This window comes from Mesorhizobium sp. BR1-1-13 (assembly GCF_020165515.1).
In the GTDB taxonomy this organism is placed as follows: Bacteria; Pseudomonadota; Alphaproteobacteria; order Rhizobiales; family Rhizobiaceae; genus Mesorhizobium.
The window spans coordinates 415,537-441,878 of sequence record NZ_JAIUIH010000004.1; the positions used below are offsets into that span (position 1 = coordinate 415,537).

24 protein-coding genes are annotated in these 26,342 nt (G+C 62.8%); 5 read left to right on the forward strand and 19 right to left on the reverse strand.

Going from position 1 to position 26,342, the window contains the following annotated elements:
• Window positions 1-43 precede the first annotated feature (43 nt).
• The 5 genes from LB533_RS12735 to LB533_RS12755 form a co-directional block, all read right to left on the reverse strand.
• Window positions 44-3,205, reverse strand: coding sequence for an efflux RND transporter permease subunit (locus LB533_RS12735; protein ID WP_224677295.1), 3,162 nt, complete (start codon window positions 3,203-3,205; stop codon window positions 44-46).
• A complete protein-coding gene (locus LB533_RS12740; protein WP_224677296.1) occupies window positions 3,202-4,488 on the reverse strand; it encodes an efflux RND transporter periplasmic adaptor subunit in 1,287 nt (428 codons plus the stop codon). The genes LB533_RS12735 and LB533_RS12740 overlap by 4 nt, the downstream gene beginning before the upstream one ends.
• A 215-nt stretch (window positions 4,489-4,703) precedes the next feature.
• Window positions 4,704-5,300: a LysE family translocator gene (locus LB533_RS12745; RefSeq protein ID WP_224677297.1), complete on the reverse strand. Its 597-nt coding sequence runs from the start codon at window positions 5,298-5,300 to the stop codon at window positions 4,704-4,706.
• Between the two features lie 109 nt (window positions 5,301-5,409).
• On the reverse strand, window positions 5,410-5,982 hold the full coding sequence (gene ilvN / locus LB533_RS12750) for an acetolactate synthase small subunit (RefSeq protein WP_023676680.1): 573 nt from the start codon (window positions 5,980-5,982) through the stop codon (window positions 5,410-5,412).
• 82 nt (window positions 5,983-6,064) lie between these two features.
• Window positions 6,065-7,846, reverse strand: a complete 1,782-nt coding sequence (locus LB533_RS12755; RefSeq protein ID WP_140553557.1) for an acetolactate synthase 3 large subunit — start codon at window positions 7,844-7,846, stop codon at window positions 6,065-6,067.
• Window positions 7,847-8,292: 446 nt separating this feature from the next.
• Between LB533_RS12755 and LB533_RS12760 the strand changes: the two genes are divergently transcribed.
• Window positions 8,293-10,095: an NAD(P)/FAD-dependent oxidoreductase gene (locus LB533_RS12760; protein WP_224677298.1), complete on the forward strand. Its 1,803-nt coding sequence runs from the start codon at window positions 8,293-8,295 to the stop codon at window positions 10,093-10,095.
• Window positions 10,096-10,267: 172 nt separating this feature from the next.
• On the opposite strand, the gene LB533_RS12765 is transcribed toward LB533_RS12760, so the two are convergent.
• Genes LB533_RS12765 through LB533_RS12775 form a run of 3 tightly spaced genes read right to left on the reverse strand, consistent with a single transcriptional unit; the run spans window position 10,268 to window position 11,718 of the window.
• Window positions 10,268-10,789, reverse strand: a complete 522-nt coding sequence (locus tag LB533_RS12765; RefSeq protein WP_140495357.1) for a GNAT family N-acetyltransferase — start codon at window positions 10,787-10,789, stop codon at window positions 10,268-10,270.
• Between the two features lie 49 nt (window positions 10,790-10,838).
• Entirely contained in the window at window positions 10,839-11,150 is a 312-nt protein-coding gene (locus LB533_RS12770) for a hypothetical protein (protein ID WP_224677299.1), read from the reverse strand.
• A gap of 4 nt (window positions 11,151-11,154) precedes the next feature.
• Window positions 11,155-11,718 carry a helix-turn-helix domain-containing protein gene (locus tag LB533_RS12775; RefSeq protein WP_224677300.1) on the reverse strand — a complete coding sequence of 188 codons (564 nt, stop codon included), beginning with the start codon at window positions 11,716-11,718 and terminating at the stop codon, window positions 11,155-11,157.
• Between the two features lie 154 nt (window positions 11,719-11,872).
• Between LB533_RS12775 and LB533_RS12780 the strand changes: the two genes are divergently transcribed.
• Window positions 11,873-13,705 carry an ATP-binding protein gene (locus LB533_RS12780; protein ID WP_224677330.1) on the forward strand — a complete coding sequence of 611 codons (1,833 nt, stop codon included), beginning with the start codon at window positions 11,873-11,875 and terminating at the stop codon, window positions 13,703-13,705.
• A gap of 175 nt (window positions 13,706-13,880) precedes the next feature.
• Here the strand turns inward: LB533_RS12780 and LB533_RS12785 are convergent, their stop codons facing one another.
• Complete coding sequence (locus tag LB533_RS12785) at window positions 13,881-14,672, reverse strand: GGDEF domain-containing protein (protein WP_140639146.1); 792 nt, start codon at window positions 14,670-14,672, stop codon at window positions 13,881-13,883.
• Between the two features lie 106 nt (window positions 14,673-14,778).
• Window positions 14,779-15,744, reverse strand: a complete 966-nt coding sequence (gene miaA / locus LB533_RS12790; RefSeq protein WP_224677331.1) for a tRNA (adenosine(37)-N6)-dimethylallyltransferase MiaA — start codon at window positions 15,742-15,744, stop codon at window positions 14,779-14,781.
• Between miaA and serB the strand changes: the two genes are divergently transcribed.
• Complete coding sequence (serB, locus tag LB533_RS12795) at window positions 15,734-16,621, forward strand: phosphoserine phosphatase SerB (protein WP_224677301.1); 888 nt, start codon at window positions 15,734-15,736, stop codon at window positions 16,619-16,621. The two genes, miaA and serB, sit on opposite strands and share 11 nt — an antisense overlap.
• Complete coding sequence (locus LB533_RS12800; protein WP_140639148.1) at window positions 16,618-17,190, forward strand: GNAT family N-acetyltransferase; 573 nt, start codon at window positions 16,618-16,620, stop codon at window positions 17,188-17,190. Before serB ends, LB533_RS12800 begins: the two co-directional genes overlap by 4 nt.
• A gap of 39 nt (window positions 17,191-17,229) precedes the next feature.
• On the opposite strand, the gene LB533_RS12805 is transcribed toward LB533_RS12800, so the two are convergent.
• From LB533_RS12805 to LB533_RS12830, 6 genes are all read right to left on the reverse strand, one after another.
• Window positions 17,230-18,744 (reverse strand): DegQ family serine endoprotease, encoded by a 1,515-nt coding sequence (locus LB533_RS12805; RefSeq protein ID WP_140639149.1) that lies wholly within the window; start codon window positions 18,742-18,744, stop codon window positions 17,230-17,232.
• Between the two features lie 144 nt (window positions 18,745-18,888).
• Window positions 18,889-19,077: a DUF2065 domain-containing protein gene (locus LB533_RS12810; protein WP_224659817.1), complete on the reverse strand. Its 189-nt coding sequence runs from the start codon at window positions 19,075-19,077 to the stop codon at window positions 18,889-18,891.
• A gap of 6 nt (window positions 19,078-19,083) precedes the next feature.
• The gene (gene hflC, locus LB533_RS12815) at window positions 19,084-20,052 is read right to left on the reverse strand and encodes a protease modulator HflC (protein WP_224677302.1); all 969 of its coding nucleotides are present in this window, start codon (window positions 20,050-20,052) and stop codon (window positions 19,084-19,086) included.
• Window positions 20,052-21,170 (reverse strand): FtsH protease activity modulator HflK, encoded by a 1,119-nt coding sequence (hflK, locus tag LB533_RS12820; protein ID WP_140639152.1) that lies wholly within the window; start codon window positions 21,168-21,170, stop codon window positions 20,052-20,054. Before hflK ends, hflC begins: the two co-directional genes overlap by 1 nt.
• 118 nt (window positions 21,171-21,288) lie before the next feature.
• Entirely contained in the window at window positions 21,289-21,939 is a 651-nt protein-coding gene (locus LB533_RS12825; protein WP_224677303.1) for a dihydrofolate reductase, read from the reverse strand.
• Between the two features lie 195 nt (window positions 21,940-22,134).
• Window positions 22,135-23,148 carry a DUF4424 domain-containing protein gene (locus LB533_RS12830; protein ID WP_224677304.1) on the reverse strand — a complete coding sequence of 338 codons (1,014 nt, stop codon included), beginning with the start codon at window positions 23,146-23,148 and terminating at the stop codon, window positions 22,135-22,137.
• A gap of 123 nt (window positions 23,149-23,271) precedes the next feature.
• Here LB533_RS12830 and cobF point away from each other — a divergent pair, with 123 nt between their 5' ends.
• Window positions 23,272-24,036, forward strand: a complete 765-nt coding sequence (cobF, locus tag LB533_RS12835) for a precorrin-6A synthase (deacetylating) (protein ID WP_224677305.1) — start codon at window positions 23,272-23,274, stop codon at window positions 24,034-24,036.
• A gap of 49 nt (window positions 24,037-24,085) precedes the next feature.
• On the opposite strand, the gene LB533_RS12840 is transcribed toward cobF, so the two are convergent.
• The 3 genes from LB533_RS12840 to modB all read right to left on the reverse strand — a co-directional run bounded on the left by LB533_RS12840 (window position 24,086) and on the right by modB (window position 26,333).
• Window positions 24,086-24,427 (reverse strand): winged helix-turn-helix domain-containing protein, encoded by a 342-nt coding sequence (locus LB533_RS12840; RefSeq protein WP_140554456.1) that lies wholly within the window; start codon window positions 24,425-24,427, stop codon window positions 24,086-24,088.
• A 92-nt stretch (window positions 24,428-24,519) separates the two neighbouring features.
• Complete coding sequence (modC, locus tag LB533_RS12845; RefSeq protein ID WP_224677306.1) at window positions 24,520-25,632, reverse strand: molybdenum ABC transporter ATP-binding protein; 1,113 nt, start codon at window positions 25,630-25,632, stop codon at window positions 24,520-24,522.
• A complete protein-coding gene (modB, locus tag LB533_RS12850; RefSeq protein ID WP_140495324.1) occupies window positions 25,629-26,333 on the reverse strand; it encodes a molybdate ABC transporter permease subunit in 705 nt (234 codons plus the stop codon). The genes modC and modB overlap by 4 nt, the downstream gene beginning before the upstream one ends.
• Window positions 26,334-26,342: the final 9 nt, after the last annotated feature.

Below are 26,342 nucleotides of genomic sequence, written 5' to 3' on the forward strand. Positions count from 1 at the left end.
CGCAAGCATGACGACTTGGGCCAGTGGGCGCGACGCGGATACGCTACTCCGCGGCCGCCTTTTGCGGCTCGCCTCGGATTTCGTCATCATCGTCGAACAACGAAGGCTGATCCCCCGCTTCGACCAGGTGCAACTCGCCCTTGCGCTTCGGCATCAGCCCGACCAGCCAGCCCGAGAAATTCTCGAAGTAGACATAGATCACGGGTGTGACGAACAGCGTCAGCGCCTGCGACGCAAGCAGGCCGCCGACGACGGCGACGCCCAGCGGCTGGCGCAGCTCCGCGCTGGCGCCCGTGCCGAGCGCGATCGGGAACGTGCCCATCAAGGCGGCCAGCGTCGTCATCATGATCGGCCGGAACCGCATCAGGCAGGCCTTGTGGATCGACTCGGTGGCCGACATGCCCTCTCGTCGCAATTCGAGGGCGACGTCGACCATCATGATGCCGTTCTTCTTGACGATACCGATCAGCATCAGGATGCCGATCACCGCGATGACGGACAGGTCCATGCCCGCGAAGCGCAAGGCGACAACCGCCCCCAGCACAGCCGATGGCAAGCCTGTGAGGATCGTGAGCGGATGGATGAAGCTCTCATAGAGAATGCCAAGCACGATATAGATGGTCAGGATCGCGCCGCCGATCAGCAGGCCCTGGTTGGCGAGCGAGTCCTGGAAGGTCTTGGCCGTGCCGGCGAAGCTGGTCGAGATCGTCTCCGGCATACCGATCTGCTCTTTGAGCGCGTTGATGCGGCTCACGCTGTCGCCAAGCGCCACGCCTTGCGGCAGATTGTAGGAGATCGTCACGGCCGGAAGCTGGCCGAGCTGGTTGACCGTCAAGGCGCCGGCCGTGCGATCGACCCGGGCGAAGGCGCCAAGCGGGACCAGGGAGCCGCTCGCCGTCCTCATCTGGATGGCCAGCATCCGCTCCGGCGACCACTCGATCTTGGGATCGAGCTCGGTGATGACTTCGTAGCTGTCGGCGGAGCCGAAGATCGTCGAAACCTGGTCGGTGCCGAACCCGCCATAAAGCGCCGAGCGCAGCGTGTCGGTGTCGATGCCGAGCTGGGCCGCCTTGTCGCGATCCACCACCAGTGTCGCCTGCAGCGCATTGTTCTGCAAATCGCTGGTGACGTCGGTGAAGGTCGCATGATCGGCCGCCATCGCGTCATTCAGTTTCTGCGCCCAGATGTCGGTCTGGCCGGTGTCGAGGCCCTGAACCACGAGCTGGTAGGCGCTGGCCGACGAGCGCGAACCCAGCCTCAAATTCTGCACCGGCTGCATGTAGGTCTCGATGCCCGCCACGCCGGCCAGTTGCTTGCGCAGATCCGCAAGCACCTTCTCGATATTGGGCCGCTGGTCCTTGCCCTTGAGCTGGACGAAAAGCTGCCCCTGGTTGAGCGCATTGTTGCCGCTGCCCGCCGACCACGCAACATGGTCGACATAGGGCGAATGCGAGAAGACGCTGGCCACCTGCCCCTGCAGCTTTGCCATGGCGTCGAACGAGATGTCCTGGCGCGCGATGGTCGTCACCGATATCTGGCCGATATCCTCCTGCGGGAAAAAGCCCTTCGGCGAGACCTCGATCAGCCACACCGACGCCGCGGCGGTGCCTATGAAGACCAGGAACACCAGGAAAGTGTGCCGCAGGCAGAAGCTCAAGATCCGATCGTAGCCGCGGGTGATGAAATCGCGCCTGTGGCCATCGCCATGCGCCTCGCGGTCGGCCTTGGTCACCGACAGCAGCCGCGAGCACAGCATTGGCGTCAGCGTCAGCGACACGAACATCGACGCCAGGATGGCGACCGTCACCACGACGGCGAACTCGTTGAAGATGCGCCCGATCACGCCGCCCATCAGAAGCACCGGGATGAACACGGCCACCAGCGAGATCGAGATCGAGATGATGGTGAAGCCGATTTCGCGCGCGCCCTTCAGCGACGCATCGAAAGCCGACAACCCATCCTCCTCCATATGGCGGAAGATGTTTTCCAGCATCACGATGGCGTCGTCGACGACGAGGCCGACCGCAAGCGTCAGGCCCATCAGCGAGATGTTGTCGATGGAAAAGCCGAACAGGAACATCGCGCCGAGCGTGGCGATCAACGAGATCGGCACCGCCACGGCCGGGATGATTGTCGCCGTCACGCGGCGCAGGAACACGAAGATCACCATGACCACCAGCGCGATGGTCAACAGCAGTGTGAACTGCACGTCGTCCACGGCCTGGCGGATCGAGGTCGAACGGTCGTTGAGCAGCTTGATCTGGGCGGCGGCCGGCATCTGGTCCTGGAAGGACGGCAGCATCGCCTTGACCTTGTCGACGACGTCGACAGTGTTGGCGTCGGGCTGGCGCTGCACCGCCATGATGATCGCGCGCGTGCCGTCATACCAGCTCGCAGTCGTCGTGGTCTGCACCGAATCGACGACGCGTGTCACCTCGCCCAGCCGCACCGGATGACCGTTCTTGGTGGCGATGATGAGGTTGGAGAACCCGGCGGCGTCGGTCAGTTGCGTATCGGCCGTGATCGTCAGCTGCTGTTTGTTGTTCTTCAGAACGCCCAGCGGCGTGTTGGAGTTGGCGGATGCGATCGCCGCCTGCAGCTGGTCGATCGAAATGCCGCGCGCGGCAAGCGCGGTCGGATCGATCTGAATGCGGACTGCATATTTCTGCTGGCCGAAGATGGAGACCTGCGCCACGCCGTCGATGGTCGACAGCGACGGCGAGATGACGTTTTCGGCGAAAGCATCGAGATCGGTCAGCGGAACCGTATCGCTGACCAGCGACATCAAAAGGATCGGCGCGTCGGCCGGGTTGACCTTGCGGTAGCTCGGCGGCGAGGTCATCTGCGGCGGCAGCGATCTTTGCGTGCGCGCGATCGCTGCCTGCACGTCCGCGGCCGCGGCATCGATGTCGCGGTTGAGCACGAACTGGATGGCGATCGAGGTCTGGCCGAGCGAGTTGGTGGTCGAGATCGAGTCGATGCCGGCAATGGTGGCGAATTGCTTGATCAGCGGCGTCGCCACCGACGTTGCCATCGTTTCCGGCGAGGCTCCGGGCAGCTGAGCCGAGACGTTGACGACCGGGAATTCGGCACTGGGCAGCGCGGCTACCGGGAGGAACTTGTAGGCGAACAGCCCGCCCAGAACGAGGGCGAACGACATCAGGAGGGTGGCGACAGGCCTGCGAATGCAGAACTCGGAGATCATTGGGCGGCCTCGCCGGCCTTGTCGGCTTGCGCAACCTTGGGTGCTGCCTGGTCGCGCGCTCCGGCGGATGCCTTGCCTTCGTGCACGGCAGCCCCGTTCTTCAGTCGCGTCTGGCCTTCGATAACAACCTTCTCGCCGCTTTTCAGGCCATTGCTGATGGCGCTGTTCTGACCTTCGGTCAGCGCCACTTGCACGGGCCGCATTTCGACTGTGTTGTCAGGCTTGACCACATAGACGAACGGCCCCTTCTGGCTGGGCTGCACCGCGACCGTGGGAACGGATGTCATCTGCGGCATGATGCCGGCATCGAGCACGACATTCACATATTGGCCCGGCCACAGCGACAGATCGGCGTTGGGTATGCTGGCTCGCGTTGCGATGGTGCCGGAAGCGGTATCGACGCTGGAATCGACGAAATCGAGCGTGCCCTTGCCAATCGGTGTCGGGTCCCCGTCCTGGGTCAGGGTCACTGCCCCTTGCTGTGGCTTTGCCAGTGCCTTGTGCAGCAGCGCAAGGTTGCTTTCGGGCAGGTTGAAGTTCACCTGCAGCGGATCCATCTGGGTGATGGTGACGAGCGGGGTCGAGGTGCTGCTGCTGCCATTGCTGGTGGTCACGAGATCGCCCACGGCAACGTTCACCGCGCCAAGCCTGCCGGAAATCGGCGCGGTAATCGTGGCAAAGCCAAGCTGGACATTGTCTGCATCGATTGTCGCCTTGTCGGCATCGACAGTCGCTGCCGCCGCCTTCTGCGCGGCAACGGCCTGGTCGTAGGTCTGCTGCGTACCGGCCTGCTTGGCGACAAGATCCTTGGCGCGCTGAAGATCGGAATTCGAACTGGCAAGCAGCGCCTGATCCTTGGCGAGCGTCGCCTGATCCTTGGCGAGCTGCGCCTTCAAGGCACGGTCATCCAGCGAAAATAGGAGGTCGCCGGTTTTCACCATCTGCCCGTCCTTGACGTCGATCGACACGATCTGGCTGGACACGCGCGCATTGATGCTGACCACTGCGGGAGAGGAGACGAAGCCAATGGCGTAGCGCCGGACCGGGAAATCGGCCGTCGTTGCCGTGGCCGAGATGATCGAGGCCGTCCGGGCGCCAGTGCCGCCGGCCGCCTGCTTGGCCCCTGCCTGCGGATCCTGCCTATCCGGCGTCGGCTTGTCCGACGCGACCTGCTTTGCACCGATGATCTGCCGGGCCCTGCTCAGCGTGTCGGGAGACAGATAGAGCCAGGCCGCGCCTGCGCAGGCGACCGCAAGCAATGAAAGAATGACTTTTCCACGCATCGACAAAAGACCCTCTCCGTCCGACACGCCATAGCCAGGTGGTCGTATTCTAGCTCAAATCACGACTGCCTGCCGCGATTTCGCTGAATAGATAGGACAGGGCTTTGGCGGAAAAGGGCCAAAACACGGCATTACGAAGATTTAATGTGCACTGCACAATGGATGGGCAGGCCACCATGATCGCGTGCAAAAGCCGGATCGCGAACCTGGACAGCTCACCGCAGCATCGGCCAAAGCGTCGCGGCCAACAACACGCCCATGGCGATGTTGAACCATTTCAGCCGCACTGGATCGGACAGGAAACCGCGCAGCGCCGTGCCGAATCCCGCCCACACTGAAACACTCGGCAGGTTGACGATAGTGAAGGCCACCGAGATCAGCGCCACCGACAGGAACGGATGCTCCGGATTGGAGTAGACGGCCATGGCGGTGATCGCCATCACCCAGGCCTTGGCATTGACCCACTGGAACGCCGCCGCCTCGATGAAGCGCATCGGACGCGCCTTCGTCTCCCCTTTGCCGCTGAGCGAGCGCGACATGGCGATTTTCCAGGCAAGGTAGAGCAGATAGGCCGCGCCGGCGACCTTGAGCGCGGTGTGCAGCGCCGGGAACGCCGTCAGCACGGCGCCAAGACCAAGGCCGACCGCCAGCAGCAAGACAAGAAACCCGATGCTGATGCCGAACATATGCGGCACGCTCCTCACCAAGCCGAAATTCACACCTGAGGCGAGCAGCATCAGATTGTTAGGCCCGGGCGTGATCGAGGTCACGAAGGCGTAGACAAGCAAGGCGAGGAATGCGTCGAGCGACATGATATCCTCCCAGATAGGCCAGTATTATTGTCTCTTCCGACGACCGCACAAAGGCTACCATCGGCCGGTGGCCGATCCCGTCGTCATGCTATGGAGAAACTGACGGGTGCTACATCCCCTGCGGGCCACGGTTCATCGCCGCCACGCCGGTGCGGCAGATTTCGACCAGGCCGAGCGGCTTCATGATGGCGATGAACTGGTCGAGCTTGGAGCCCTTACCGGTGATCTCGAAGATGAAATGTTCGGTATTGGCGTCGATGACGCTGGCGCGGAAGGCGTCGGCGAGCCGCAGCGCCTCGACGCGGGCTTCGCCGGTGCCGGCGACCTTGACCAGCGCCAATTCCCGCTCCAGCGGCCGTTCCTGGCCGAATTCCTGCGAGCGCACGGTGAGGTCGACGACGCGGTGGACCGGCACGATGCGCTCGAGCTGGTGCTTGATCTGTTCCAGCACATGCGGCGTGCCGCGCGTCACGATGGTGATGCGCGACAGATGTTTCTCGTGCTCGGTTTCCGAGACTGTCAGGCTCTCGATGTTGTATCCGCGCCCGGAAAACAGGCCGATGACCCGGGCAAGCACGCCCGGCTCGTTGTCGACCAGCACGGAAAGCGTGTGGTTTTCGGGCTTTTCCGTTTCCTTGGCGATGAAATAGGCGGAGCCGGTCGGTTGTAGCTGTGCGTTCATGATGTGAATCTCGACTTCAAACTCTTGGATCTAATCTCTGTTTACGCACGGCTTCTCGCGACAGCCCTGCCTCTGTCCGCTGCTACACCAGTTCCCTGCCCTTGGCGTCGATGGCGTTGGCCACCGCCTCGTCCGTGGCCTCGTCCGGCAAGAGCATCTCATTGTGCGCCTTGCCCGACGGGATCATCGGGAAGCAGTTGGCGAGCGTCGCCACGCGGCAGTCGAACAGCACCGGCTTCCTGACCGAGATCATCTCCTTGATGGCATCGTCCAGCTCGTCCGGCTTGTCGCAGCGAATACCGTGGCCGCCATAGGCTTCGGCCAGCTTGACGAAATCAGGCATGGCTTCGGTGTAGGAATGCGACAGCCGGTTGCCGTGCAGCAGCTGCTGCCATTGCCGCACCATGCCCATATACTGGTTGTTGAGAATGAAGATTTTGATCGGCGCGTCGAACTGCACCGCGGCACTCATCTCTTGCATCGTCATCTGCACCGAAGCGTCGCCGGCGATATCGACGACCAGCGCGTTCGGATGCGCGATCTGCACGCCGAGTGCCGCCGGCAGGCCGTAACCCATCGTGCCGAGCCCCCCGGAGGTCATCCAGCGGTTCGGCTTCTCGAAATGGTAGTGCTGCGCCGCCCACATCTGGTGCTGGCCGACCTCCGTCGTGATGTAGGTGTCCATGTCCTTGGTCAGGGCATAGAGCCGCTGGATGGCATATTGCGGCATGATCACGTCGTTGTTCATCTTGTAGGCGAGCGAATCGCGCGCACGCCATTTGGCGATCTGCTCCCACCAGGGATAGAGCGCCTTCTTGTCGGCCTTGGCGGTTGCCCGCCACAGCCGCACGAGATCCTCGAGAACCCGGCCGACATCGCCGATAATGGGCACGTCGGTGTGGACGTTCTTGTTGATCGAGGACGGATCGATGTCGATATGGATCTTCTTCGAGTTCGGCGAGAACGCGTTGAGCCGGCCGGTGATGCGGTCGTCGAAGCGCGCGCCGATACAGATCATCACGTCGCAATCATGCATGGCCATGTTGGCTTCGTAGGTGCCGTGCATGCCGAGCATGCCGAGCCAGTTTTTGCCCGATGCCGGATAGGCGCCGAGCCCCATCAACGTCGAGGTGATCGGGAAACCGGTGAGGTCGACCAGTTCGCGCAGCAGATGGCTCGCTTCCGGACCGGAGTTGATGACGCCGCCGCCGCTATAGATGATCGGTTTCCTGGCACCGGCCAACAGCTCGACCGCCGCCTTGATCTTCTCCAGATCACCCTGCACCTTCGGCTGATAGCTGGTGCGTGGCGCGGTTTGCGGAGAAACGTAAAAACCCTTGGCGAACTGCACGTCCTTCGGGATGTCGACCACGACAGGACCGGGACGGCCGGTGGTGGCGACATGGAAGGCCTCATGGATGGTTGCGGCAAGTTCGTTGACGTCCTTCACCAGCCAATTGTGCTTGGTGCAGGGGCGCGTGATGCCGACCGTATCGCACTCCTGGAAAGCGTCCGAACCGATCAGCGAGGTCGGCACCTGGCCGGTCAGGCACACCAGCGGGATCGAATCCATCAGCGCGTCCTGCAAAGGCGTCACCGCGTTGGTCGCGCCCGGACCTGATGTCACCAGCATGACGCCTGCCTTGCCGGTCGAGCGCGCATAGCCCTCGGCCGCGTGGCCTGCGCCCTGCTCGTGCCTCACCAGGATGTGCTCGACGTCGTCCTGCTGGAAGATCTCGTCATAGATCGGGAGAACCGCGCCGCCCGGATAACCGAAGACATGCTTGACGCCATTGTCCTTCAGCGCCTGCACCACCATTTCGGCGCCAGTCATTTCGCGCCGCTCGCTCTGTCCGTTGCTCATCGGTTTGGTCCCGTACTGTCCGCCATCTGGCGATTTGCTGGTCGTTTAGTCGTGTTTTGGGCAATAAAAAAGGCCCCCGAGGGAGCCTGTGTGTTGCGCATGGGAGGTTTTCGCCCGGCGGTTACACCGCCTTGCCCACGCGCCTTCCTACGAGAATGAGTGCCTTTTTCATGGTGGCGAACCATAAGGGTGAAACCGGCCGTTCGTCAATGGGGTCGATTCCGCTTTCGTGGCGGCCTGCCCGGTGCATGGCACGAAGCACGCGCACGCCGTCAGTTTAGACCCGGCTCGACGCCTGGTCGCTGCTCAACCCCCTGAAAACAAAGCGAACTATTTGGCGACGTGACGCGGACCATCGTTTGCCGCGATACTGCCCGAGGCCGGACCCCAAGCTCGGCAAAGGCAGCTCGCAACGAGGCCGATCAACAAAAACGCGGAGGAAACTGATGCTCGACAAGGCCCCGAACAGGAAGCTTTCCGACCTTCTAGAACGATTTGGCGCGGCCCTCGCCGCCGGCGACATCGACAAGGCGGTCGAATGCTTCCAGGAAGATTGTTATTGGCGCGACCTCGTCACCTTCACCTGGAACATCAAGACCATGGAAGGCCGCGATCAGGTGCGTGACATGCTGGAAAGCCAGTTGTCGAAGACGAAGCCATCGCATTTCGCGATCGCCAGGGGCGAGGACGCGACCGAGGCGAACGGCGTGATCGACGGCTGGATCAGCTTCGAGACCGACGTGGCGCGCGGCTTCGGCCATATCAGGTTGAAGGACGGCAAGATCTGGACGCTGCTGACCACAATGGTCGAGCTGAAAGGGCATGAAGAGCCGGCCGGCTTCGCCCGGCCGCTGGGCGCCAAGCACGGCTCCGGCAAGAACCGCCCGACCTGGAAGGAAGAGCGCGAAAAGGAAGCGGCCGAGCTTGGCTTCAAGACGCAGCCCTATACGGTCATCATCGGCGGCGGCCAGGGCGGCATCGCGCTTGGCGCGCGGCTCCGGCAACTCGGCGTGCCGACGATCATCATCGAGAAGAATGAACGTGCCGGCGACAGCTGGCGCAAGCGCTACAAGTCGCTCTGCCTGCACGATCCGGTCTGGTATGATCATTTGCCCTACATCGATTTTCCCCGGACCTGGCCGGTGTTCTCGCCCAAGGACAAGATCGGCGACTGGCTGGAAATGTACACCAAGGTGATGGAACTGAATTACTGGTCCTCCACCGAGGCCAAGAGCGCTTCCTATGACGATGAGAAGAAGGAATGGACGGTTGTCGTCCACCGCGACGGCAGGGACATCACGCTGAAGCCGAAGCAGCTGGTGCTGGCGACCGGCATGTCCGGCCGTCCCAACCTGCCGAAGTTCAAGGGCATGGAGAATTTCAAGGGCGATCAGCACCACTCCTCGAAGCACCCCGGCCCCGACCAATATGCCGGCAAGAAGGTTGTCGTCATCGGCTCGAACAATTCCGCGCATGATATTTGCGCGGCGCTGTGGGAAGCCGGCGTCGACGTCACCATGGTGCAGCGCTCGACCACCCACATCGTCAGATCCGACACGCTGATGGATATTGGGCTTGGCGCCCTCTACTCGGAGCAGGCGGTGCAGAACGGTATGACCACCGCCAAGGCCGACCTTATCTTTGCGTCCCTGCCCTACAAGATCCTGCACGAGTTCCAGATTCCGCTTTATGAGAAGATGAAGGAGCGCGACGCGGCATTCTACAAGGGCCTGGAAAAGGCCGGCTTCATGCTCGACTGGGGCGACGACGGCTCCGGCCTGTTCATGAAATATCTCAGGCGTGGTTCCGGCTACTACATCGATATCGGCGCTTCGCAGCTGATCATCGATGGCGCCATCAAACTCAAGAGCGGCGTCGATGTGGCCGAGATCAAAGAACATTCCATCCTGCTCAGCGATGGCACCGAACTGCCGGCGGACGTCATCGTCTACGCCACCGGCTACGGCTCGATGAATGGCTGGGCGGCCGAGTTGATCTCAAAGGAGGTTGCCGACAAGGTCGGCAAATGCTGGGGGCTCGGCTCGAACACCACCAAGGATCCCGGCCCATGGGAAGGTGAGCAGCGCAACATGTGGAAGCCGACGCAGCAGGAGGCGCTCTGGTTCCATGGCGGTAACCTGCACCAATCACGCCATTATTCGCAGTTCCTGTCGCTGCAGTTGAAGGCGAGGCACGAAGGCATTGCGACGCCCGTCTATGGGCTGCAGCAGGTTCACCACAAGGCATAAGCCCGATTGTGCCGCAAACAAGCCGAGGGAGGCGCGGTTTGGCGCGCCTCCCTTTCCGGAGCACATCGGGGCATTTTCTGACCAAGGCACCGGTCGCGCGACTGACCGGTGTCGAGCAGGATTTCCGCCAATGGCTGCTGTCGCGCCTCGGCGAGCGGTCTCCGGATGACGGTCACCGGCCGATGCGCTTCCAGTAGATGAGCGTGCCGGTCAGCCCGCCATGGGGCTTCAATGCATAATCCGGTATTTCCCCGGTCAGCGTGAAGCCCAGCCTCTCATAGAGCCCGGACGCCCCCTCTTCGGTCGCCGTATCCAGAACCAGAAGTGTGCGGCCCCTCTCCACCGCAAGGGCCTCGGCCGCTTGCATCAGGCGGGTCGCCACGCCTTTGCCTCGACGATCGAGGCGCGTCATCAGCTTGGCGATCTCGGCCCGGTGCGGCTGGTTGGGCGGACAGTCGAGCAGCAGCGTGACCGTGCCGACCAGCGTGTCTGCCTCCCACGCGCCAAGCACCACCCGCTCGCCTCTTGCGGCCGCCGTCAGCGACGTGTCCCAGAACCTGCGGGCGGTTTCCGGCGCCAGCGGATGCATGAAGCTCACGGACCCGCCCGCGGCAACCGTTTCGACCAGAAGATCGCCAAGCAACGCCTGTGTTCGCGCGTCCTGCGTCAACATTCTGATCTCGATGGAATGCATGCTCGTTCTGCCTGGCTGAGATGGAAGGATCGATACGGTCGAACTGGCGTCAATCGAAAGCGCCGAATCGCCTTCGCTTGCGTGCAGCCTTGATCGCGGCGATGCGTTCGGCGTCCTCTTCCCTGAGATGCCGCCCGCGCTCCAGAATCTCGAGCGTGTATTCCTCATAGGTGAGTCCCAGCCGTTCCGCCTTGTCCACGCGCATCAGCATGACGTCGCGACTCGGTGCTTTCCACGCCTTGGCGTGCGCGGCCTGCCAGGCCAGGAAAATATAAGGATCGCCCTTGCCCCATGGCGGCCCCTTATAGTCGTCGATCGGCGGTCCCCGATTGTGGGAGCGCTTCGGACGTCTCGCGGCCATGATGTCAGCCCCTGACCAGCGCGACGAGGTAGTCGGCGCCCGCATCGAGCGCATGGAAGGTGCAGTCCGACGGCGCGCCGAGCGCCAGACAGTCGCCGGGCTCGAGCCTGTGCACCAGATCGCCTTCGGTGAACTCGAGCCGTCCGGAGATCAGCCATATCTGCTGTTTGATGAAGGCGTAGGACGCCGCGGGCAAACTGACCTTGGCGCCCGCCGGCAGATGAACCCTGATCAGTTCGAGCGGCATGTCGCCGGCCGGCGAAAGATGCCGCCTGACATAGCCGGTGTCGGGATCCCGCCAAACGGGCTGGTCGCTCGCCCGCAGCAAGCCCCCACCCTGCAATTCCGCGCGTGCGATAAGGGTCGACAGCGTCATGCCGAAGGCGGCGGCGATCCGCACCAGGAGCGCTGCCGTCGGGCTGGTCATGCCGCGCTCGATCGTGCTCAGCATGGCTTTGGAGACGCCGGAGCGTTCGGCGAGTTCGGCCAGGGACCAGTCCCGTATCGTCCTCTCGGCGTGTATCCGTCTGCCGATTGTCGAGGAGATGTCGTTCGCTATGTCATCCATTTGTCTATTATAGCGAAAACCGATAGCGGGAAAAGAGCCTTGTCGCGACAATTTTCGCCGGCTTCTTAATCCTCCCTACACCATCCGGCCACACTCGACCTTAACCCCGTTCCTGTAGGCTTCGATGTGAGGGAAAATGGGGATTGGCCTGTCCATGTATGTCGAACGCGAAGCCTCGGTCGGAGAACCGACATCGCAGGAGCGCCGCAACGCCGAACAGAACGACAGGCGCATCCTGGGCAATGTCGTGCAATGCGACGGCGCGCGCGCCACCATCAGCGCCTTTGCGGACGACGTCGACGGCGCGGTGACCGGCCTGTGGACGGTCGGCAAGATGATCTCGGTCAATCTCGGCACGACGCGCACCGTCGGCCTGGTCTATGCGATCGGCAAGTCGGATCGCGCCTGGAACAGCGAAGGCCAGAACGCCATCGAGGTCAGCATCGAGCTGATCGGCGAAGTGCGCGACGGCGCCGACCCCGGCTCCAAGCCGATCTTCGACCGCGGCATCACCACCTATCCCCATATCGGCGCCATCGCGCACCGCATCCGCAGCCGCGACCTGCAGGCCGTCTATGATCTGGCCGGGCGTCATTCGATCACCATCGGCTCGCTGTCGCAGGACGAGGCGATCGCCGCCAACATCGCCATCGACGACACGCTGGCGCGCCACTTTGCCATTGTCGGCACCACTGGTGTCGGCAAGTCCACCGCCGTCTCGCTGCTGCTGCGCAAATCGATCGCGGCGCGGCCGGATCTGCGTATCCTGATCCTCGATCCGCACAATGAATTCGCCGCGTCGCTGCCCGAATATTGCGTCAAGGTCGATTCCAAGACGCTCGACCTTCCGTTCTGGATGTTCCGGCTCGAGGAATTCGCCGAGGTTCTGTTTCGCGGCCGCGAGACCGTGCCCGACGAGATCGATGCGCTGCGCGACCTCATTCCGCTCGCCAAAAACCTCTATCGCAACCCCAATTCCGGTGCCTATCTCAGGCGCGGCAGCGATGCGCTGACCGCCGATACGCCAGTGCCCTACCGCATTGCCGATCTGCTCAAGCAGATTGACGAGCGTATGGGCATGCTCGAAAGCAAGAACGAGCGCCCGACGCTCAAATCGCTGAAGACGCGCATCGAATCGGCGGCAGCCGATCCGCGCTACCGTTTCATGTTCAACTCGCGCCTGATCGAGGACACCATCCACGAGACGATCGGCAACATCTTCCGCGTGCCGCATAACGGTCGCCCGGTGACCTGTTTCGAAATGGCCGGCATGCCGTCCGAAGTGGTCAATTCCGTCTGTTCGGTGCTGGCGCGCCTGGCGTTCGACCTTGCGCTGTGGAGCGAGGGCAAGCTGCAGCTCCTATTGCTGTGCGAAGAAGCGCATCGCTACATGCCGGCCGATTCGCGCCTCGGCTTCGCGCCGACAAGGCACGCGCTGTCGCGCATTGCCAAGGAGGGCCGCAAATACGGCTGCTATCTCGGCGTCGTCACCCAGCGCCCGGGCGAACTCGACCCGACCATCCTGTCGCAGTGCTCGACTTTCTTCGCCATGCGGCTCGCCAATGAGCAGGACCAGGCGATCATCCGCTCGGCCATCGCCGACTCGTCCGCCTCCACGCTTGCTTTCCTGTCGTCCATGGGCCAGCGCGAAGCGATCGCCTTCGGCGAAGGCGTGGCGACGACGATGCGGCTGAAGTTCGAGAGACTGCCGGCTGAACTGATCCCGGGCACGGCAAAGCGCGAACAAGCCATGTCGTCGAAAACCGGAGACGATGTCGATCTGGTGACGATCGTGGAACGGCTTCGCAACGTTCCAAAGCCGCAACAGCAGGCGATGGCCTTTGCCGAAGTGGTCGATTCTGGCCGCCAGGCTGGCGATCCCGACTACCGCAAGCCGCCGGCCGCACGGGTGCAATCGGACGATGATTTCGATATGCGCTACGGCCTCAAGCCCGCCACCTTTGGCATGCGCCCCCAGAACGATTGAGCCTGCAAGCTCTCTGACGACCGGCCGGGAAGCCGCACACAAGCTTCCAAAGGCTTCACATCATCGAACCAGCTTGGTCAAATCCCGAAAGGGAATTCATCAGGCCGGATTGAATGGCGTGGTTTTCGAGAAAGCCGCGTCAGGCAACCGGCCTCATGAATTCTTCTTCGGGATTTCAGGCGCAGACACGGTTGCGGCCTTGCCTCTTGGCCTCGTAGAGCTGGCGGTCAGCGCGGCGATAGAATTCTTCCGCCGTCTCCTTTCGGTCCCAGACGGCAAGGCCGACGCTGGTGGTGATCTTGAGCCGGACATTGCCCGAGAGAACCGACATGTTGGCGATCGCCTTGCGGATACGCTCGGCGAATTTCGACAACAATTCCGCCTCCATATTGGGCGTGACCACGGCGAATTCCTCACCGCCCAATCGCGCCACCACGTCATGGTAGCGCGTCATGTCCTTGAGACAGCTGGCGACGGCCTTGAGTACCTCGTCGCCGACGTCGTGGCCGTGTGTATCGTTGACCTGCTTGAAATGATCGAGGTCGAGGATCATCAGCCCGACGGGCTTCTCGATGCGCTTGAACTCCTCGAGATATTCCTTCAGCGCGTCGTCGAAATAGCGCCGGTTCTGCATGCCGGTCAGGCTGTCTGTCAGCGCCGCATGTTCGAACGTCTCGGAGCGGGCGCTCAGCGACACGGTCATGGCGCGCAGCTTGCCTTCCTCCATCGCCTGCTTGCGGATCAGCGGGTAGATGAAGAAGATTCCGAAGAACAGCGCGGTCGCCAGCAGCACGCCCGTCGCGAAAAGCAGCTTGTTGAGGTAGATGACCTTGTCCAGGCCGGAGGCCGTGTGCAGTTCGGTGGCAAAGGATTGCAGCAGTCCATAGGCATGCAGCGTCACCAGGCCGGCGGCCAGGATCACGAAGATAAAGACGAAAAACGCCGATTCCGCCTTGTGGAAACGCATCTGCTCCCCGATGGAAAAATGCCCGTCGACCTTATGGCATGGCGGGCCTTACGGAGGGTTAATTCGGACAACCACAACGAGAACCTTTCCGTGAAGGCTCAGCTTTCTAGGTTGCATTAGCAACAAGCGTTTGGATCGTGGTTTCGAGATCGTCACCAGGGCGCAATCTTTGCCATTCCGGCCCTAGCTGGTGGCGAAACCAGGTCGTCTGCCGCTTGGCATATTGCCTGGTTGCGATCTTGGCGCGCTCGATCGCCTCAGGAAAACCCGATTGGCCGGCCATCGTCGCTTGCAGTTCGCGGACGCCGATCGCCTTCATCGCCGGCAATTGCGAATCGAGACGAAGCGATGCGAGTTGCCTGACTTCGTCCAGTGCGCCCTTGGCCAGCATCTGGTCGAAACGCCTTTCGATGCGTCCGACCAGCGTGGCCCGGTCCGGCTCGATGACAAAGAAGCGGGCCGTCTGTCTGTCGATGAGCGGCCGGCCCCGCGCGGCCTGCCAGTCCAGGATCGAGCGGCCGGATGCGTCGAGTACTTCGAGCGCCCGCACGATGCGCTGGCTGTCCGTGGGCTTCAACTGCATGGCTGCCCTGGAATCCTCGCGCAGCAGGATGCCATGCAGTTTGACGGCGCCTTGCTCCTTCAACTCGTAGCGCCAACGGTCGCGTACCTGCCGCGGAATGTCGGGCATTTCCGAAATGCCCTCGGCCAAGGCGCGAAAGTAAAGGCCGGTGCCGCCGACGAAGATCGGTCGCCGCGAGAGCGCGCCGTCTTCGATCAGCCTCGTCACGTCGCGCAGCCACGCGCCGGTCGAGTAGGCGGTGCCGGGATGGACATGCCCATAGAGATAATGCGGTGCCCGAGCGAGGTCCGCCGCCTCCGGCCGGGCGGTCAACACGTCGAGAACCGAATAGGCTTGCATGGAATCGGCGTTGACGATCACGCCGCCTATACGCTCGGCCAGGTCGAGCGCCAGCGCCGACTTGCCGCTGGCGGTCGGCCCGGCTATCAGGATCGCGTTCTTCACGCGGCCTTCGCCCGCATCCGCACCGGAATTATCGATGCCGCTTATCGCCACGCTTGTTTCCCATCCCGCCGATCGTGCCTTGTCGCCATCGCTTGCGAATATGGCCTCACGGTCGGTGGGCGCAAGCACTGTTAGCTGGATGGCCGAAGACATTGCCTGCGATCTCGCACTGCCGGCGAATGCACAAGCCGACGAGGCGACCGCCAATCTGCGCGCGGCGCTGGCCGCCGAGCCGATCGACGTGATCGTCCAGCAGTCGGCAACGCGCCGCAAGAAGATCCTCATCGCCGACATGGATTCGACCATGATCGACCAGGAATGCATCGACGAGTTGGCCGACGAGATCGGCGTCAAGGAGCACGTCGCGGCGATCACCGCACGATCGATGAATGGCGAGATCGCCTTTGAGCCCGCCCTGCGCGAGCGCGTGGGGTTGCTCAAGGGGCTCGATGCGGCCGTGGTCGATCTGATCGTTGCCAACCGGTTGACATTGGCCTCCGGCGGTCGCGCGCTGGTGCAGACGATGCGGGCCAACGGCGCCTGGACTGCACTAGTCTCGGGCGGCTTCGAGGTCTTCACCTCACGCATCGCCGCCATGCTCGGCTTCCATGAAAACCGCGCTAACCGCCTGCTCGAACAGGATGGCCTCTTTGCCGGCCTGGTCGGCGAGCCGATCCTCGGCCGCGCCGCCAAGGCCGAGGCGCTGATCGAGATCACGGCGCGTCTCGGCCTCACCCCGGCCGATGCCATTGCTGTCGGCGACGGGGCCAACGATCTCGACATGATCCGCCTTGCCGGCACCGGTGTTGCGCTGCATGCCAAACCGATGGTGGCTGCACAGGCAAAGGTTCGCATCGACCATGGCGACCTGACCGCATTGCTCTATCTGCAAGGCTACAGGCAGGAAGAGTTCGTCCAATGAAACCAATGCGCACCGAGCGCCTGATCCTGCGCAACTGGGAGGATCGCGACCGCGAGCTCTTCCATCGCATCAATTCCGACGAACGCGTGATGGAGTTCTTCCCATTCCGTCGCGACCGCGCCGCAGCAGACGCCAAGATGGACGAACTGCGGGCCATCATCGAGCAAGACGGCTATGGCTTCGCCGCCGCCGAGGTCGCCGCATCGGGTCAATGCATCGGCTTTGTCGGCATCACCGGAACCGACCATCTGCCGTTCCTGCCCGCCGGCACCGTCGAGATCGGCTGGCGGCTGGCGCCCGAATTCTGGGGCAAGGGCTACGTCACGGAAGCTGCCGAGGCGTGGCTGGCCTACGGCTTCGAAAAACTCGGCCTTGGCGAGATCGTCTCCTTCGCGGTCGCGAACAACCACCGCTCGACCGCCGTCATGCAACGCCTCGGTATGACCGCCGATCCATCCGCCGACTTCGATCATCCCGGCATTCCCGACAGCCACTCCGGGCTCAAGCGGCATGTGTTCTATAAGCTGACGAGCAAGGATTGGCAGGCAAGAAAAAGGGCGGCTCGCTAACCGCCCTCTTCAATCAGATTGTTGCAGGCTGTGCCGGATTCAATCCATCCGGATCGTCACAAACCTCAGCTCACCGGTCTTGGAGGCCAGCATCAGCAGTGCGTTCTTGCGTCCCTGCTCCTTCAGCGCGCCGATCCGGTCCATCACATCCTTGGGCGTGGCAACTGATTCCTGCGCGATTTCGGTGATCACCTCGCCCGGCTGGATGCCGCGTTCAGCCGCGGCCGAATCCTTGGCGACATCGGTGATGACGACGCCCGAAACATCGGCGGCGATGCTGAACTTCTTGCGCGTATCGTCGTTCAGTTCGCCGACGGTCATGCCGAGCACCGAGGCCGTCGAAACCGCCGGCGCCTTGTCGCCTTTGTCCTGGTCGGTGTTGCCGTTTTCGCCGCTGGCGAGCTTCTCGCTGTCCTCGAGCCGGCCAAGTGTTACCTTCACCGTCTGCTCGACACCCTTGCGCACTATGAGCACGTCGACCGCCTTGCCGACCGGGCTCTCCGCGACCACACGCGGCAGGTCGCGCATTTCGTGGATGTCCTTGCCGTCGAACTTGATGATGACGTCGCCGGCCTGGACGGTGCCGTTGTCGACCGGTCCGCCCTTGATGACGCCGGCGACCAGCGCGCCCTTGGCGGTCGCCATGCCGAGGCTCTCGGCAATGTCGTCCGTCACCGGCTGGATACGCACGCCAAGCCAGCCGCGCCGCGTCTCGCCATATTGGCGCAGCTGATCGACGACGCCGGAGGCGAGTTGCGAAGGAATGGAGAAGCCGATGCCGATCGAGCCGCCGGACGGCGAGATGATCGCCGTGTTGATGCCGATGACCTCGCCGGCGCTGTTGAACAGCGGCCCGCCCGAATTGCCGCGGTTGATCGCAGCGTCGGTCTGGATGAAGTCGTCATAGGGGCCGGAATTGATGTCGCGGTTGCGCGCCGAGATAATGCCGACCGTGACCGTGCCGCCGAGGCCGAACGGATTGCCGATCGCCATCACCCAGTCGCCGACACGCATCTTGGTGGAATCGCCGAATTTCACCGCCGTCAGCTTGTGGCCCTTCGGATCGACCTTGAGCACCGCGACATCGGTCTTGGTGTCGGTGCCGACCAGCGTCGCCTTCAGCGTGACTCCGTCGGAGAAATTGACCTCGATATCGTCGGCATCGGCGATGACATGGTTGTTGGTGACTACGATGCCCTGCTCGGCATCGATGACGAAACCGGAGCCGAGCGACTGCACTTTCTGCGAGCCATTGTCCTTGTCGCCACCGCGGTTCTTGAAGAAATCGTCAAAGAAATCCTGGAATGGCGAGCCTTCGGGGAGCTGCGGCATCGGCACCGCGCCCGGACCTTCCGTGCCCTTCACCGTCTGCGAGGTCGAGATGTTGACCACCGCGCCGAGCAGGCCTTGCGCCAGGTCGGCTACCGAAGCAGGCCCGTCGGCGGCCATTGTCGGCGTCATGAGGGCCGGAACGGCCACGGTGCCCAGAAGAAGCGCTGCCGCGCCGGCGACGAATGTGCGTCGAGCCGCGCGCAAAAGGGTGTTGGATGTCATCGAGAAGCCTCCCGGCATTTCTGAAAGAGAAAAGCGCTTCGACGAAAACGCCGTGTCGCGCCATGATGGTAAGAAATAAGGCACGTTTGCGGCTGTGGCTATCGGCAGAGTGTAAATCCCGCGTTATTGCGCAAACCGACGCTCCTATCCGCCGCGAACCAGCCAGACGACGCCGACGCCGGCTCCGATCGCCACCAGCCCGGCAATCCGCAATGCATTCTCCGGCAATGACAGCACCTCGCCCGCCAGTTTCCTGGCGAAGCCGGGAAAGCCGCCATAGACCAGGCCCTCGATGACGAGGACCAGGCCTATTGCCGCGAAGAAATCCTGCACCGGCCGCTACTGGCCGGTGCCGGGCGAAGGCGCGGGTGCCGTCGCCGGTGCGGCAGGAGGTGCCGGTTGCGGAGCCGCCGGCCTTGCCGGCGCCTCCTTGCCGTCAGGGTCGCGGAAGAAACGGAAGAACTCCGAATTCGGCGACAGCACCATTGTCGTGCCGGTGTTGTCCAGCGCCGTGCCATAGGCGTTCATCGACCGGTAGAAGTCGAAGAACGCCGGATCGCGCTGATAGGCCTCGGCAAAGGTGGCGCTGCGCTGCGCCTCGCCCTCGCCGCGCAGGATTTCGGACTCCTTCTGCGCTTCCGCGATGATCTCGACCACCTCACGGTCGGCGCGGGCCTTGATGCGCTGCGCCGCCTCGTTGCCGCGCGCCCTCAGCCTTTCGGCCTCGGCCAGACGTTCGGCCTTCATGCGATCGAAGGTCTGCTGCGAGACTTCGGCGGTGAGGTCGGTGCGACGGATGCGGACATCCTCGATCTGCAGGCCGAGCGAGGTGGCGTCGGGCCGTAACTGATCGCGCACTTCGCGCATCATCACCGCGCGCTCCTCCGATAGGGCGGCCTCGAAGTCGCGCAGACCGTAGACCCGACGCAAGGCAGCGTCGAGACGCGTCCTCAGCCGGGCTTCGGCGAGCTCGATCTGGCCGGATACCGCGGCTCGGAAGACACGCGGATCCGAGATTCGGTAGGCAATGAAGGCATCGACCTCATAGAACTTGCCGCCCGAGACCTGGACGCGGATGTTGTCGAGGTCGAAGCGCAGCACCCGGTTCTCGATCAGTTGCACCGTGTCGGCGTCGAAGAACGAGAACGGCGCCTTGAAGTAGATGCCGGGTTCGGTCTTGACGTCGACGATCTCGCCGAACCTCAGCACCAGCGCCTGCTGGCGCGCATTCACCACGAAGACCGACGAATAGAGCAGAAACAGGATGACCGCCGCGATGACGACGATGACGGGGAGACGGTTGGCCATCACTGGTTACCTCCCGTCGTCGCGCCAAGGGGGGCCGGAGCCGGCGCTTTCTGCTGCAATGCCGGCAGCGGCAGATAGGGGACAACCCCCTGCCCGTTGCCTTGCTCGACAATCACCTTGCCGGAGTCCTTCAGCACCTTCTCCATCGTTTCCAGGTAAAGCCGCTTGCGCGTCACGTCGGGCGCCTTGGCATATTCGTCATAGACGGAGATGAAACGCTGGGCCTCACCTTCGGCCTCCTGCACCACCCGGTTCTTGTAGGCGGCCGCGTCTTCGCGGACCTGTGCGGCCTCGCCGCGAGCCTGGCCGAGCTTCTGGTTGGAGTACTGGTTGGCCTGCTCGACGAACTTATCCTCGTCCTGCTCGGCGCGCTGCACCTCGTCGAAGGCGTCGGCGACCTCACGCGGCGGCGCCGCGTCCTCGATCGAGATGGCGTTGACCTGAAGCCCGGCCTTGTAGCCGTCAAGCGTGGTCTGGATGATCTCGCGCACCGAAGCCGCTATGCCCTGGCGGTCGTCACGGAAGATGTCCTGCGCCGGCCTGCGGCCGACGGCCTCGCGCATCGCGCTTTCGGCGACCTGCCGCAGCATGCCGTCCGGGTCGGAGACGTCGAACAGATAGGCGCGGGGATCGGAGACCTGATAGGCGACCGAGAACTGCACGTTGACGATGTTCTGGTCGCCCGAAAGCATCAGCCCCGACGTGTTGCCGCTGGACGCGCCGCCGCCAATGTCGACGAGCTGCTCGGAAATCTTGGCCGTTTCGACGGTTTCGAGAGGCCACCAGTGGAAATGCAGTCCGGGCTGCGACAGTTCGGCCTTCGGCTTGCCGAAGCGCAGCTCGACCGCGACCTCGTCGGGCTGCACGGTATAGATTGCCTGGAACGCCCATAGCACGACCAGCGCGGCGCCGATCAGGCCGAATATGGCCGGACTGGCGCCGCCACCGCCGGGCAGCGCACGCCGCAGCCTGTCCTGGCCGCGGCGGATGATGTCCTCGAGGTCGGGAGGCGAGCCTTGCGGTCCGCTTGGCCCCTTCGGTCCCTGCCCCCAGGGTCCCTGATTGTTGCCGCCGCCCCACGGGCCGCCGCCACCGCCACCTTTGTCGTTCCAGGGCATGAATGTCCTTTCGCTTGGAATTCCCTCAAGCGCCGGAATTACGGCGCAAATCCAGTCTTGTTCTTCTATAGGGACGCCACGGCATGCTTTCAACGCGATGCCCCTTTTCTCTGGCACGTCAGAACAGGGATAACTGCTCCTCTTCAGCGGAATGCATCTCCGAGCGCGCAATCATCGACGAGTATCTGTCTAAGAACGAAGCCACCTCAGGGTCAGCACGCAACAAATTGTCTGTCGTTTCGTACCGATGCACGGGCTTTAACCGCAGCAGTGTGGTAATACGAAACGGATGATCGTCAACATCAGACCGGGGATATTCTCTTTCCTTGAAAAACCTCCAATGCTTCTGATCAAATTCCCAGTCGAACTTCGCGTCTCCATTAATTCTAGCAAAAACTTCCGTCAAATAAACCTTATTTATGTACTTTTGAAATTCCCCATATATACGTTCTCCGCCGATTACAAAGAACTGCTTTCTAAAATTACAAATCGAATAAACGTCCGCCAGAAGGAGGGCCGTCTCTATATCTTTGGCCCACTTTATTCCCCGAGCATCCGCTAATGGCGTACGAGAGAGAACAATATTCTCCCGCTTAGGAAGCGGCCGACCAATCGATTCGAACGTTCTTCTGCCCATAATTATGGCGTGCCCCTCGGTTCTTTTCCTAAAAAACCGAAGATCGGTACTTAGATGCCAAGGTAACTTGTTCTCGATTCCGATGACATGGTCGGGGTAACTCCTGGCAACGATTGACGTTGCGGAAGGCATCTGAACTCTTTTCGCTACCAATGGCCGTCCCCCACACTCAATAGTCGTAGGCTCGGGAAAACGCCGTCAACCTCGATGAGATTGGACCTCTATGTCCTATCAATTCGGACTGCGCCAGTGACGAAGCGCCGCAATTGGATTGAGCGCGGCCGGTCACCCCGTTCTCTGCAGTGGCAACGTAGGCGGCGGCATCCATCAGTTGCCACTCCCGCCGCCGTCCGTTGGATCGAGGATAAGGATGTCGATGTCGCGCTCTGGATAGAAGTCCTCAGCCGTCATCTCGAAACTCGTCGGCCCGACCTTCCTGACATTGTCGCCGCAGAACGAGACCAGGGCTTTGGGATTGCCCTTGTCGACGGTCAGCTTGAACTTGCCGATGCTGCCGGCCGCCCAGTTGCCGCCGGTGGTCAGGATGTAGGCGATGCGGCTCTCGTAATATTTTGGATAGCCGTCGGGATCGTTCTTGGCAGCCTTGCGCACTGCGTTCTCGAACGTGTCGTCCATGCAGTAGCGGGACTTGTAGGCGGCGTACTGTCCCTGGAACTTGCCGTCGTAGAAGAAGCTGACCGACGAGGTGCCGCCGACGCTCGGTTTGTAGCGGTGGGAAACGTGGACGTCCTTGTTGGCCGGAAAGGTCGAGCGCCACCAATAGGTCGAGCGCAATTGCCAGAACGGTGCATAATTGGGTTTCGCGCCAGCGCCGTCATCGACAGTACCCTCGATGATGATGCCGCGGGTGACCCAATCGTCGGCCACCGTTTGCGGCAGCTTCGCGAGCGCCGCCTTTGCCGCTTCACCGAATGGGTTGAAAGACACGTTCTGCGCCTTCAGGTCGGCACCGATGTCGATGCCGAGCGCGAACGCCTTCTGCTCGAGCTCAGGCTTTGCCGCCACGCCGTCGATCGTCACCTCGAAGCCGAGGAAATTGTCGCTCTGGTTTTCGGGGATCGCCGGCATCTCCTCGGGATCGCCGGAGATGTCGGGCATTGGGAAGGCGACGATCGCCTCGACGTCCTTGTCGGTGTTGTTGTGGAAGACGTAATCCACGGTCACCTTTTCCGGCGATATGAAGAGGTCCTCGCTCTGCATCGCCACGGCATCGCTGCGCGATAGGACTAGGCCGCCGGTGCCGAGCTCGGCAACAGAATCATTGGCGAACGCGGGGGCAGCCGACAAGGCCAGCACCGCGGTCAGAACATATCGCAACATGAAAGCCCCTCGGCGAGAATGTCGCGATGACCCTAGCGGTTTCAACGTGGCGTTTCAAAGCCCTTCCGCATTGCACCACGCCAGTCTGGACTAAAGGGTTGCGATCGGGCAGGAGTTCGCTTCATGCGCAAGGTTCTCGTCATCGGCATCGGCGCCGGCAATCCCGACCATATGACCGTGCAGGCCATAGACGGCCTCAATCGGGCCGACGTGCTGTTCATCCCCGACAAGGGTGCGAAGAAGAACGATCTTGCCGAACTGCGCCGTCACATCTGCGACCGTTTCGTCACCAACCCGAACTCACGCCGCGTGCAATTCGACGTGCCCGTGCGGGCCGAACCAGCGCCTTCCTATCGCTCGACGGTCGATGACTGGCACGAGGCAATCGCCGCCATCTATGAAGACCTGATCCGCGAAGAGATCGCCGAAGATGGTTGCGGCGCCTTCCTGATCTGGGGCGACCCCTCGCTCTACGACAGCGCGCTGCGCATCCTGGAGCGCGTACGCCTCAGGGGCAACGTCGCCTTCGAACTGGAGGTTATTCCCGGCATCACCGCCATCCAGGCGCTCGCCGCCAGCCACGCGACAGCGCTGAACCGCATCGGCGATTCTATCCTGATCACCACCGGCCGCCGGTTGACGGAAGAAGGCATGCCGAAAAATGCCGGAAGCGCCGTCGTCATGCTTGACGGCAAATGCGCCTTCAACACGCTCGCCGACCAGGATCTTTTCATCCAATGGGGCGCCTATCTCGGCACGCCGGACGAAATCATCGTCTCCGGCCGCCTCGGCGACGTCGGCGCCGAAATTGAAAAAATCCGCGAGGAAGCCCGCCGGAAGAAGGGCTGGATCATGGACACCTATTTGCTGCGGAAGGGAGGGGAGTAAAATTCCAACGCGCCCGAGTTGGACTGCCCTACTGCCCTACTGCCTAATTCTACCCCGCCTCAATCTCCGCCTGCAACGCTTCCATATGCGTTGCGGCCGCCGAAGCCGCCGCGCGTTCGATGGCGCGGAAACGGCTGACTACGGCCAGGCCCACCGCCGTCAGTTGCGCGCCGCCGCCCTTGCGGCCGCCGGTCTGCGCGGCCACCAGCGGCTTGCCGAACACCCGGTTCATGTCCTCGACCAGGTCCCACGCATGCTTGTAGGACATCTCCATGCCGCGCGCGGCGGCCGAGATCGAACCGAAGGCGGCGATCTGCTCCAGCAATTCAATCTTGCCCGGCCCGATGCGCCCGTCGGGGTCGAGGTTTATCCGCAAGCTCAGCGACGGCATTTTCTTCCTCCGCGATCACGCCCGCCATGTTAGAGCGTCTTTGGCGGCATCGCTATTCCAAATAGATATAGCGCAAAGACCCACTCGCCGTCTCAGCCATCCGCCTCCGCGGGGAGCCCGCCCCCGGTGTTCGCCTGGTCGAAACTCACCGTCTTGATCACGGCGAAGACCTGTACACCGAGCCGCAGCTTCAGAACCTGCCGCGACTGTTCGGTGACCCGTGCCAGCACGGTCGCGCCGTTGCAGTCGATACCGATCTCGACCGTCGGCCCCTCGCCCGGCCTGATCGCGACGATCGTGCCGGCCAGGATGTTGAGCGCGCTGAGACCCGAAGGCCGTTCGGTGGCGATCATGACGTCGCGAGCGCGGATGCGTATGCGCACCGGCGCGCCCACCGTCGCCGCCAGCTTGGGCACACGTATCTCGCCGGCGTTCGAGCCAAGCACCGTCATGCCGAAAACCTCGTCATGCTGCAGTACGCTGGTGTCCAGCACCGCGCCGCCCTCGCCGCGCTCCTCCGCCGGCAGAAGGTCCAGCCTTTGCATGACAGCCGTGGTCGGGCCGCTGGCGGCAAGCTTGCCTTGCGCCAGCATCACCACCTCGCTCGCCAACCGCGCCACCTCGGCGATCGAATGGCTGACATAGACGATCGGGATCTTCGTCTCGTCGCGCAGGCGCTCGACATAGGGCAGGATTTCGGCCTTGCGCGCCTCGTCGAGCGAGGCCAGCGGCTCGTCCATCAGCAACAGCCGGGGGCTGGCGAGCAGCGCCCGGCCGATCGCGACGCGCTGCCTCTCGCCGCCCGAGAGCTTTGCCGGCCGCCGCGCCAGCAGCGGCTCGATGCCGAGCAATTCGACGACGGCGTCGATCTCGGCATAACGCTCCGCCGCCGGCGTGAACCAGCGGCCATAGCGCAAATTGCTCGCCACGCTCATATGCGGAAACAGACGCGCATCCTGGAACACCATGCCGATCCGGCGCCTGTGCTTCGGCACGAAAATGCCCTTGGCCGTGTCGACCAGCACACGGCCATCGACCTCGATGCGTCCCTGGTCGGGCCGGATCAGCCCGGCAATCATATTGATCAGCGTCGTCTTGCCCGAGCCAGAGGGCCCGAACAGCGCCGTCAGCCGCCCGGCGCTCTCGAATCGGATGTCGAGGGGGAAATCGCCGAGCCGATGGCGGATATCGACAAGGACCGTCATTCGATGTCCATCCGCCGGCCGACGCGCCGCGCCAACACTTCCGAGGCCACCAGGGCAGCCATCGAGATGACGATCGAGATCAGCGTCAGCCGAAGCGCGCCGGCATCGCCGCCCGGCACCTGGGTGAACGTGTAGATTGCCGACGGCAGCGTCTGCGTCTCGTTCGGGATGTTGGAGACGAAGGTGATCGTCGCTCCGAACTCGCCCATCGCCTTGGCGAAGGAGAGGATGGCGCCGGCGATCAGCCCGGGCAGGATCAGCGGCAAGGTGATGGTGCCGAACACCCATGGCGGGCTGGCGCCGAGCGTTCCGGCCGCCGCCTCCATCTTGCGGTCGACGGCCTCGATCGACAATCGGATCGCCCGCACCATCAGCGGAAAACCCATGACGCCGCAGGCAAGAGCCGCACCCGTCCAGCGAAAGGAAAAGACGATGCCGAAATGCTCGGCCAGGAATGCGCCGGCCGGCCCGCGCTTGCCGAAGGTCAGAAGCAGGAGATAGCCGGTCACCACGGGCGGCAGGATCAGCGGCAGATGCACCAGCCCATTGAGCAGCGTCTTGCCCCAGAAGCGGCCGCGCGCCAGGAGCAGCGCTATCGCTATGCCTGGCGGCAGGCTGGCGATCATCGCCACTGTCGCCACCTTGATGGACAGCCGGACCGCATTCCATTCGTCGGGAGTGAGGTCCAGCAGCCAGTTCATGCGCAGGTG

Bases quoted from the DNA above. Each gene is read 5' to 3' on its own strand.
- hflC (WP_224677302.1), bottom strand. From the start codon at position 20,052: ATGGCCAACCGTCTCCCCGTCATCGTCGTCATCGCGGCGGTCATCCTG.
- LB533_RS12760 (WP_224677298.1), top strand. From the start codon at position 8,293: ATGCTCGACAAGGCCCCGAACAGGAAGCTTTCCGACCTTCTAGAACGA.
- LB533_RS12800 (WP_140639148.1), top strand. From the start codon at position 16,618: ATGAAACCAATGCGCACCGAGCGCCTGATCCTGCGCAACTGGGAGGAT.
- LB533_RS12785 (WP_140639146.1), bottom strand. From the start codon at position 14,672: ATGCGTTTCCACAAGGCGGAATCGGCGTTTTTCGTCTTTATCTTCGTG.
- LB533_RS12775 (WP_224677300.1), bottom strand. From the start codon at position 11,718: ATGGATGACATAGCGAACGACATCTCCTCGACAATCGGCAGACGGATA.
- LB533_RS12780 (WP_224677330.1), top strand. From the start codon at position 11,873: ATGTATGTCGAACGCGAAGCCTCGGTCGGAGAACCGACATCGCAGGAG.
- LB533_RS12745 (WP_224677297.1), bottom strand. From the start codon at position 5,300: ATGTCGCTCGACGCATTCCTCGCCTTGCTTGTCTACGCCTTCGTGACC.
- LB533_RS12830 (WP_224677304.1), bottom strand. From the start codon at position 23,148: ATGTTGCGATATGTTCTGACCGCGGTGCTGGCCTTGTCGGCTGCCCCC.
- serB (WP_224677301.1), top strand. From the start codon at position 15,734: ATGCCGCTTATCGCCACGCTTGTTTCCCATCCCGCCGATCGTGCCTTG.
- cobF (WP_224677305.1), top strand. From the start codon at position 23,272: ATGCGCAAGGTTCTCGTCATCGGCATCGGCGCCGGCAATCCCGACCAT.
- LB533_RS12735 (WP_224677295.1), bottom strand. From the start codon at position 3,205: ATGATCTCCGAGTTCTGCATTCGCAGGCCTGTCGCCACCCTCCTGATG.
- LB533_RS12825 (WP_224677303.1), bottom strand. From the start codon at position 21,939: ATGCCTTCCGCAACGTCAATCGTTGCCAGGAGTTACCCCGACCATGTC.
- LB533_RS12840 (WP_140554456.1), bottom strand. From the start codon at position 24,427: ATGCCGTCGCTGAGCTTGCGGATAAACCTCGACCCCGACGGGCGCATC.
- modC (WP_224677306.1), bottom strand. From the start codon at position 25,632: ATGACGGTCCTTGTCGATATCCGCCATCGGCTCGGCGATTTCCCCCTC.
- modB (WP_140495324.1), bottom strand. From the start codon at position 26,333: ATGAACTGGCTGCTGGACCTCACTCCCGACGAATGGAATGCGGTCCGG.
- ilvN (WP_023676680.1), bottom strand. From the start codon at position 5,982: ATGAACGCACAGCTACAACCGACCGGCTCCGCCTATTTCATCGCCAAG.
- LB533_RS12770 (WP_224677299.1), bottom strand. From the start codon at position 11,150: ATGGCCGCGAGACGTCCGAAGCGCTCCCACAATCGGGGACCGCCGATC.
- LB533_RS12755 (WP_140553557.1), bottom strand. From the start codon at position 7,846: ATGAGCAACGGACAGAGCGAGCGGCGCGAAATGACTGGCGCCGAAATG.
- LB533_RS12740 (WP_224677296.1), bottom strand. From the start codon at position 4,488: ATGCGTGGAAAAGTCATTCTTTCATTGCTTGCGGTCGCCTGCGCAGGC.
- LB533_RS12765 (WP_140495357.1), bottom strand. From the start codon at position 10,789: ATGCATTCCATCGAGATCAGAATGTTGACGCAGGACGCGCGAACACAG.
- LB533_RS12805 (WP_140639149.1), bottom strand. From the start codon at position 18,744: ATGACATCCAACACCCTTTTGCGCGCGGCTCGACGCACATTCGTCGCC.
- hflK (WP_140639152.1), bottom strand. From the start codon at position 21,170: ATGCCCTGGAACGACAAAGGTGGCGGTGGCGGCGGCCCGTGGGGCGGC.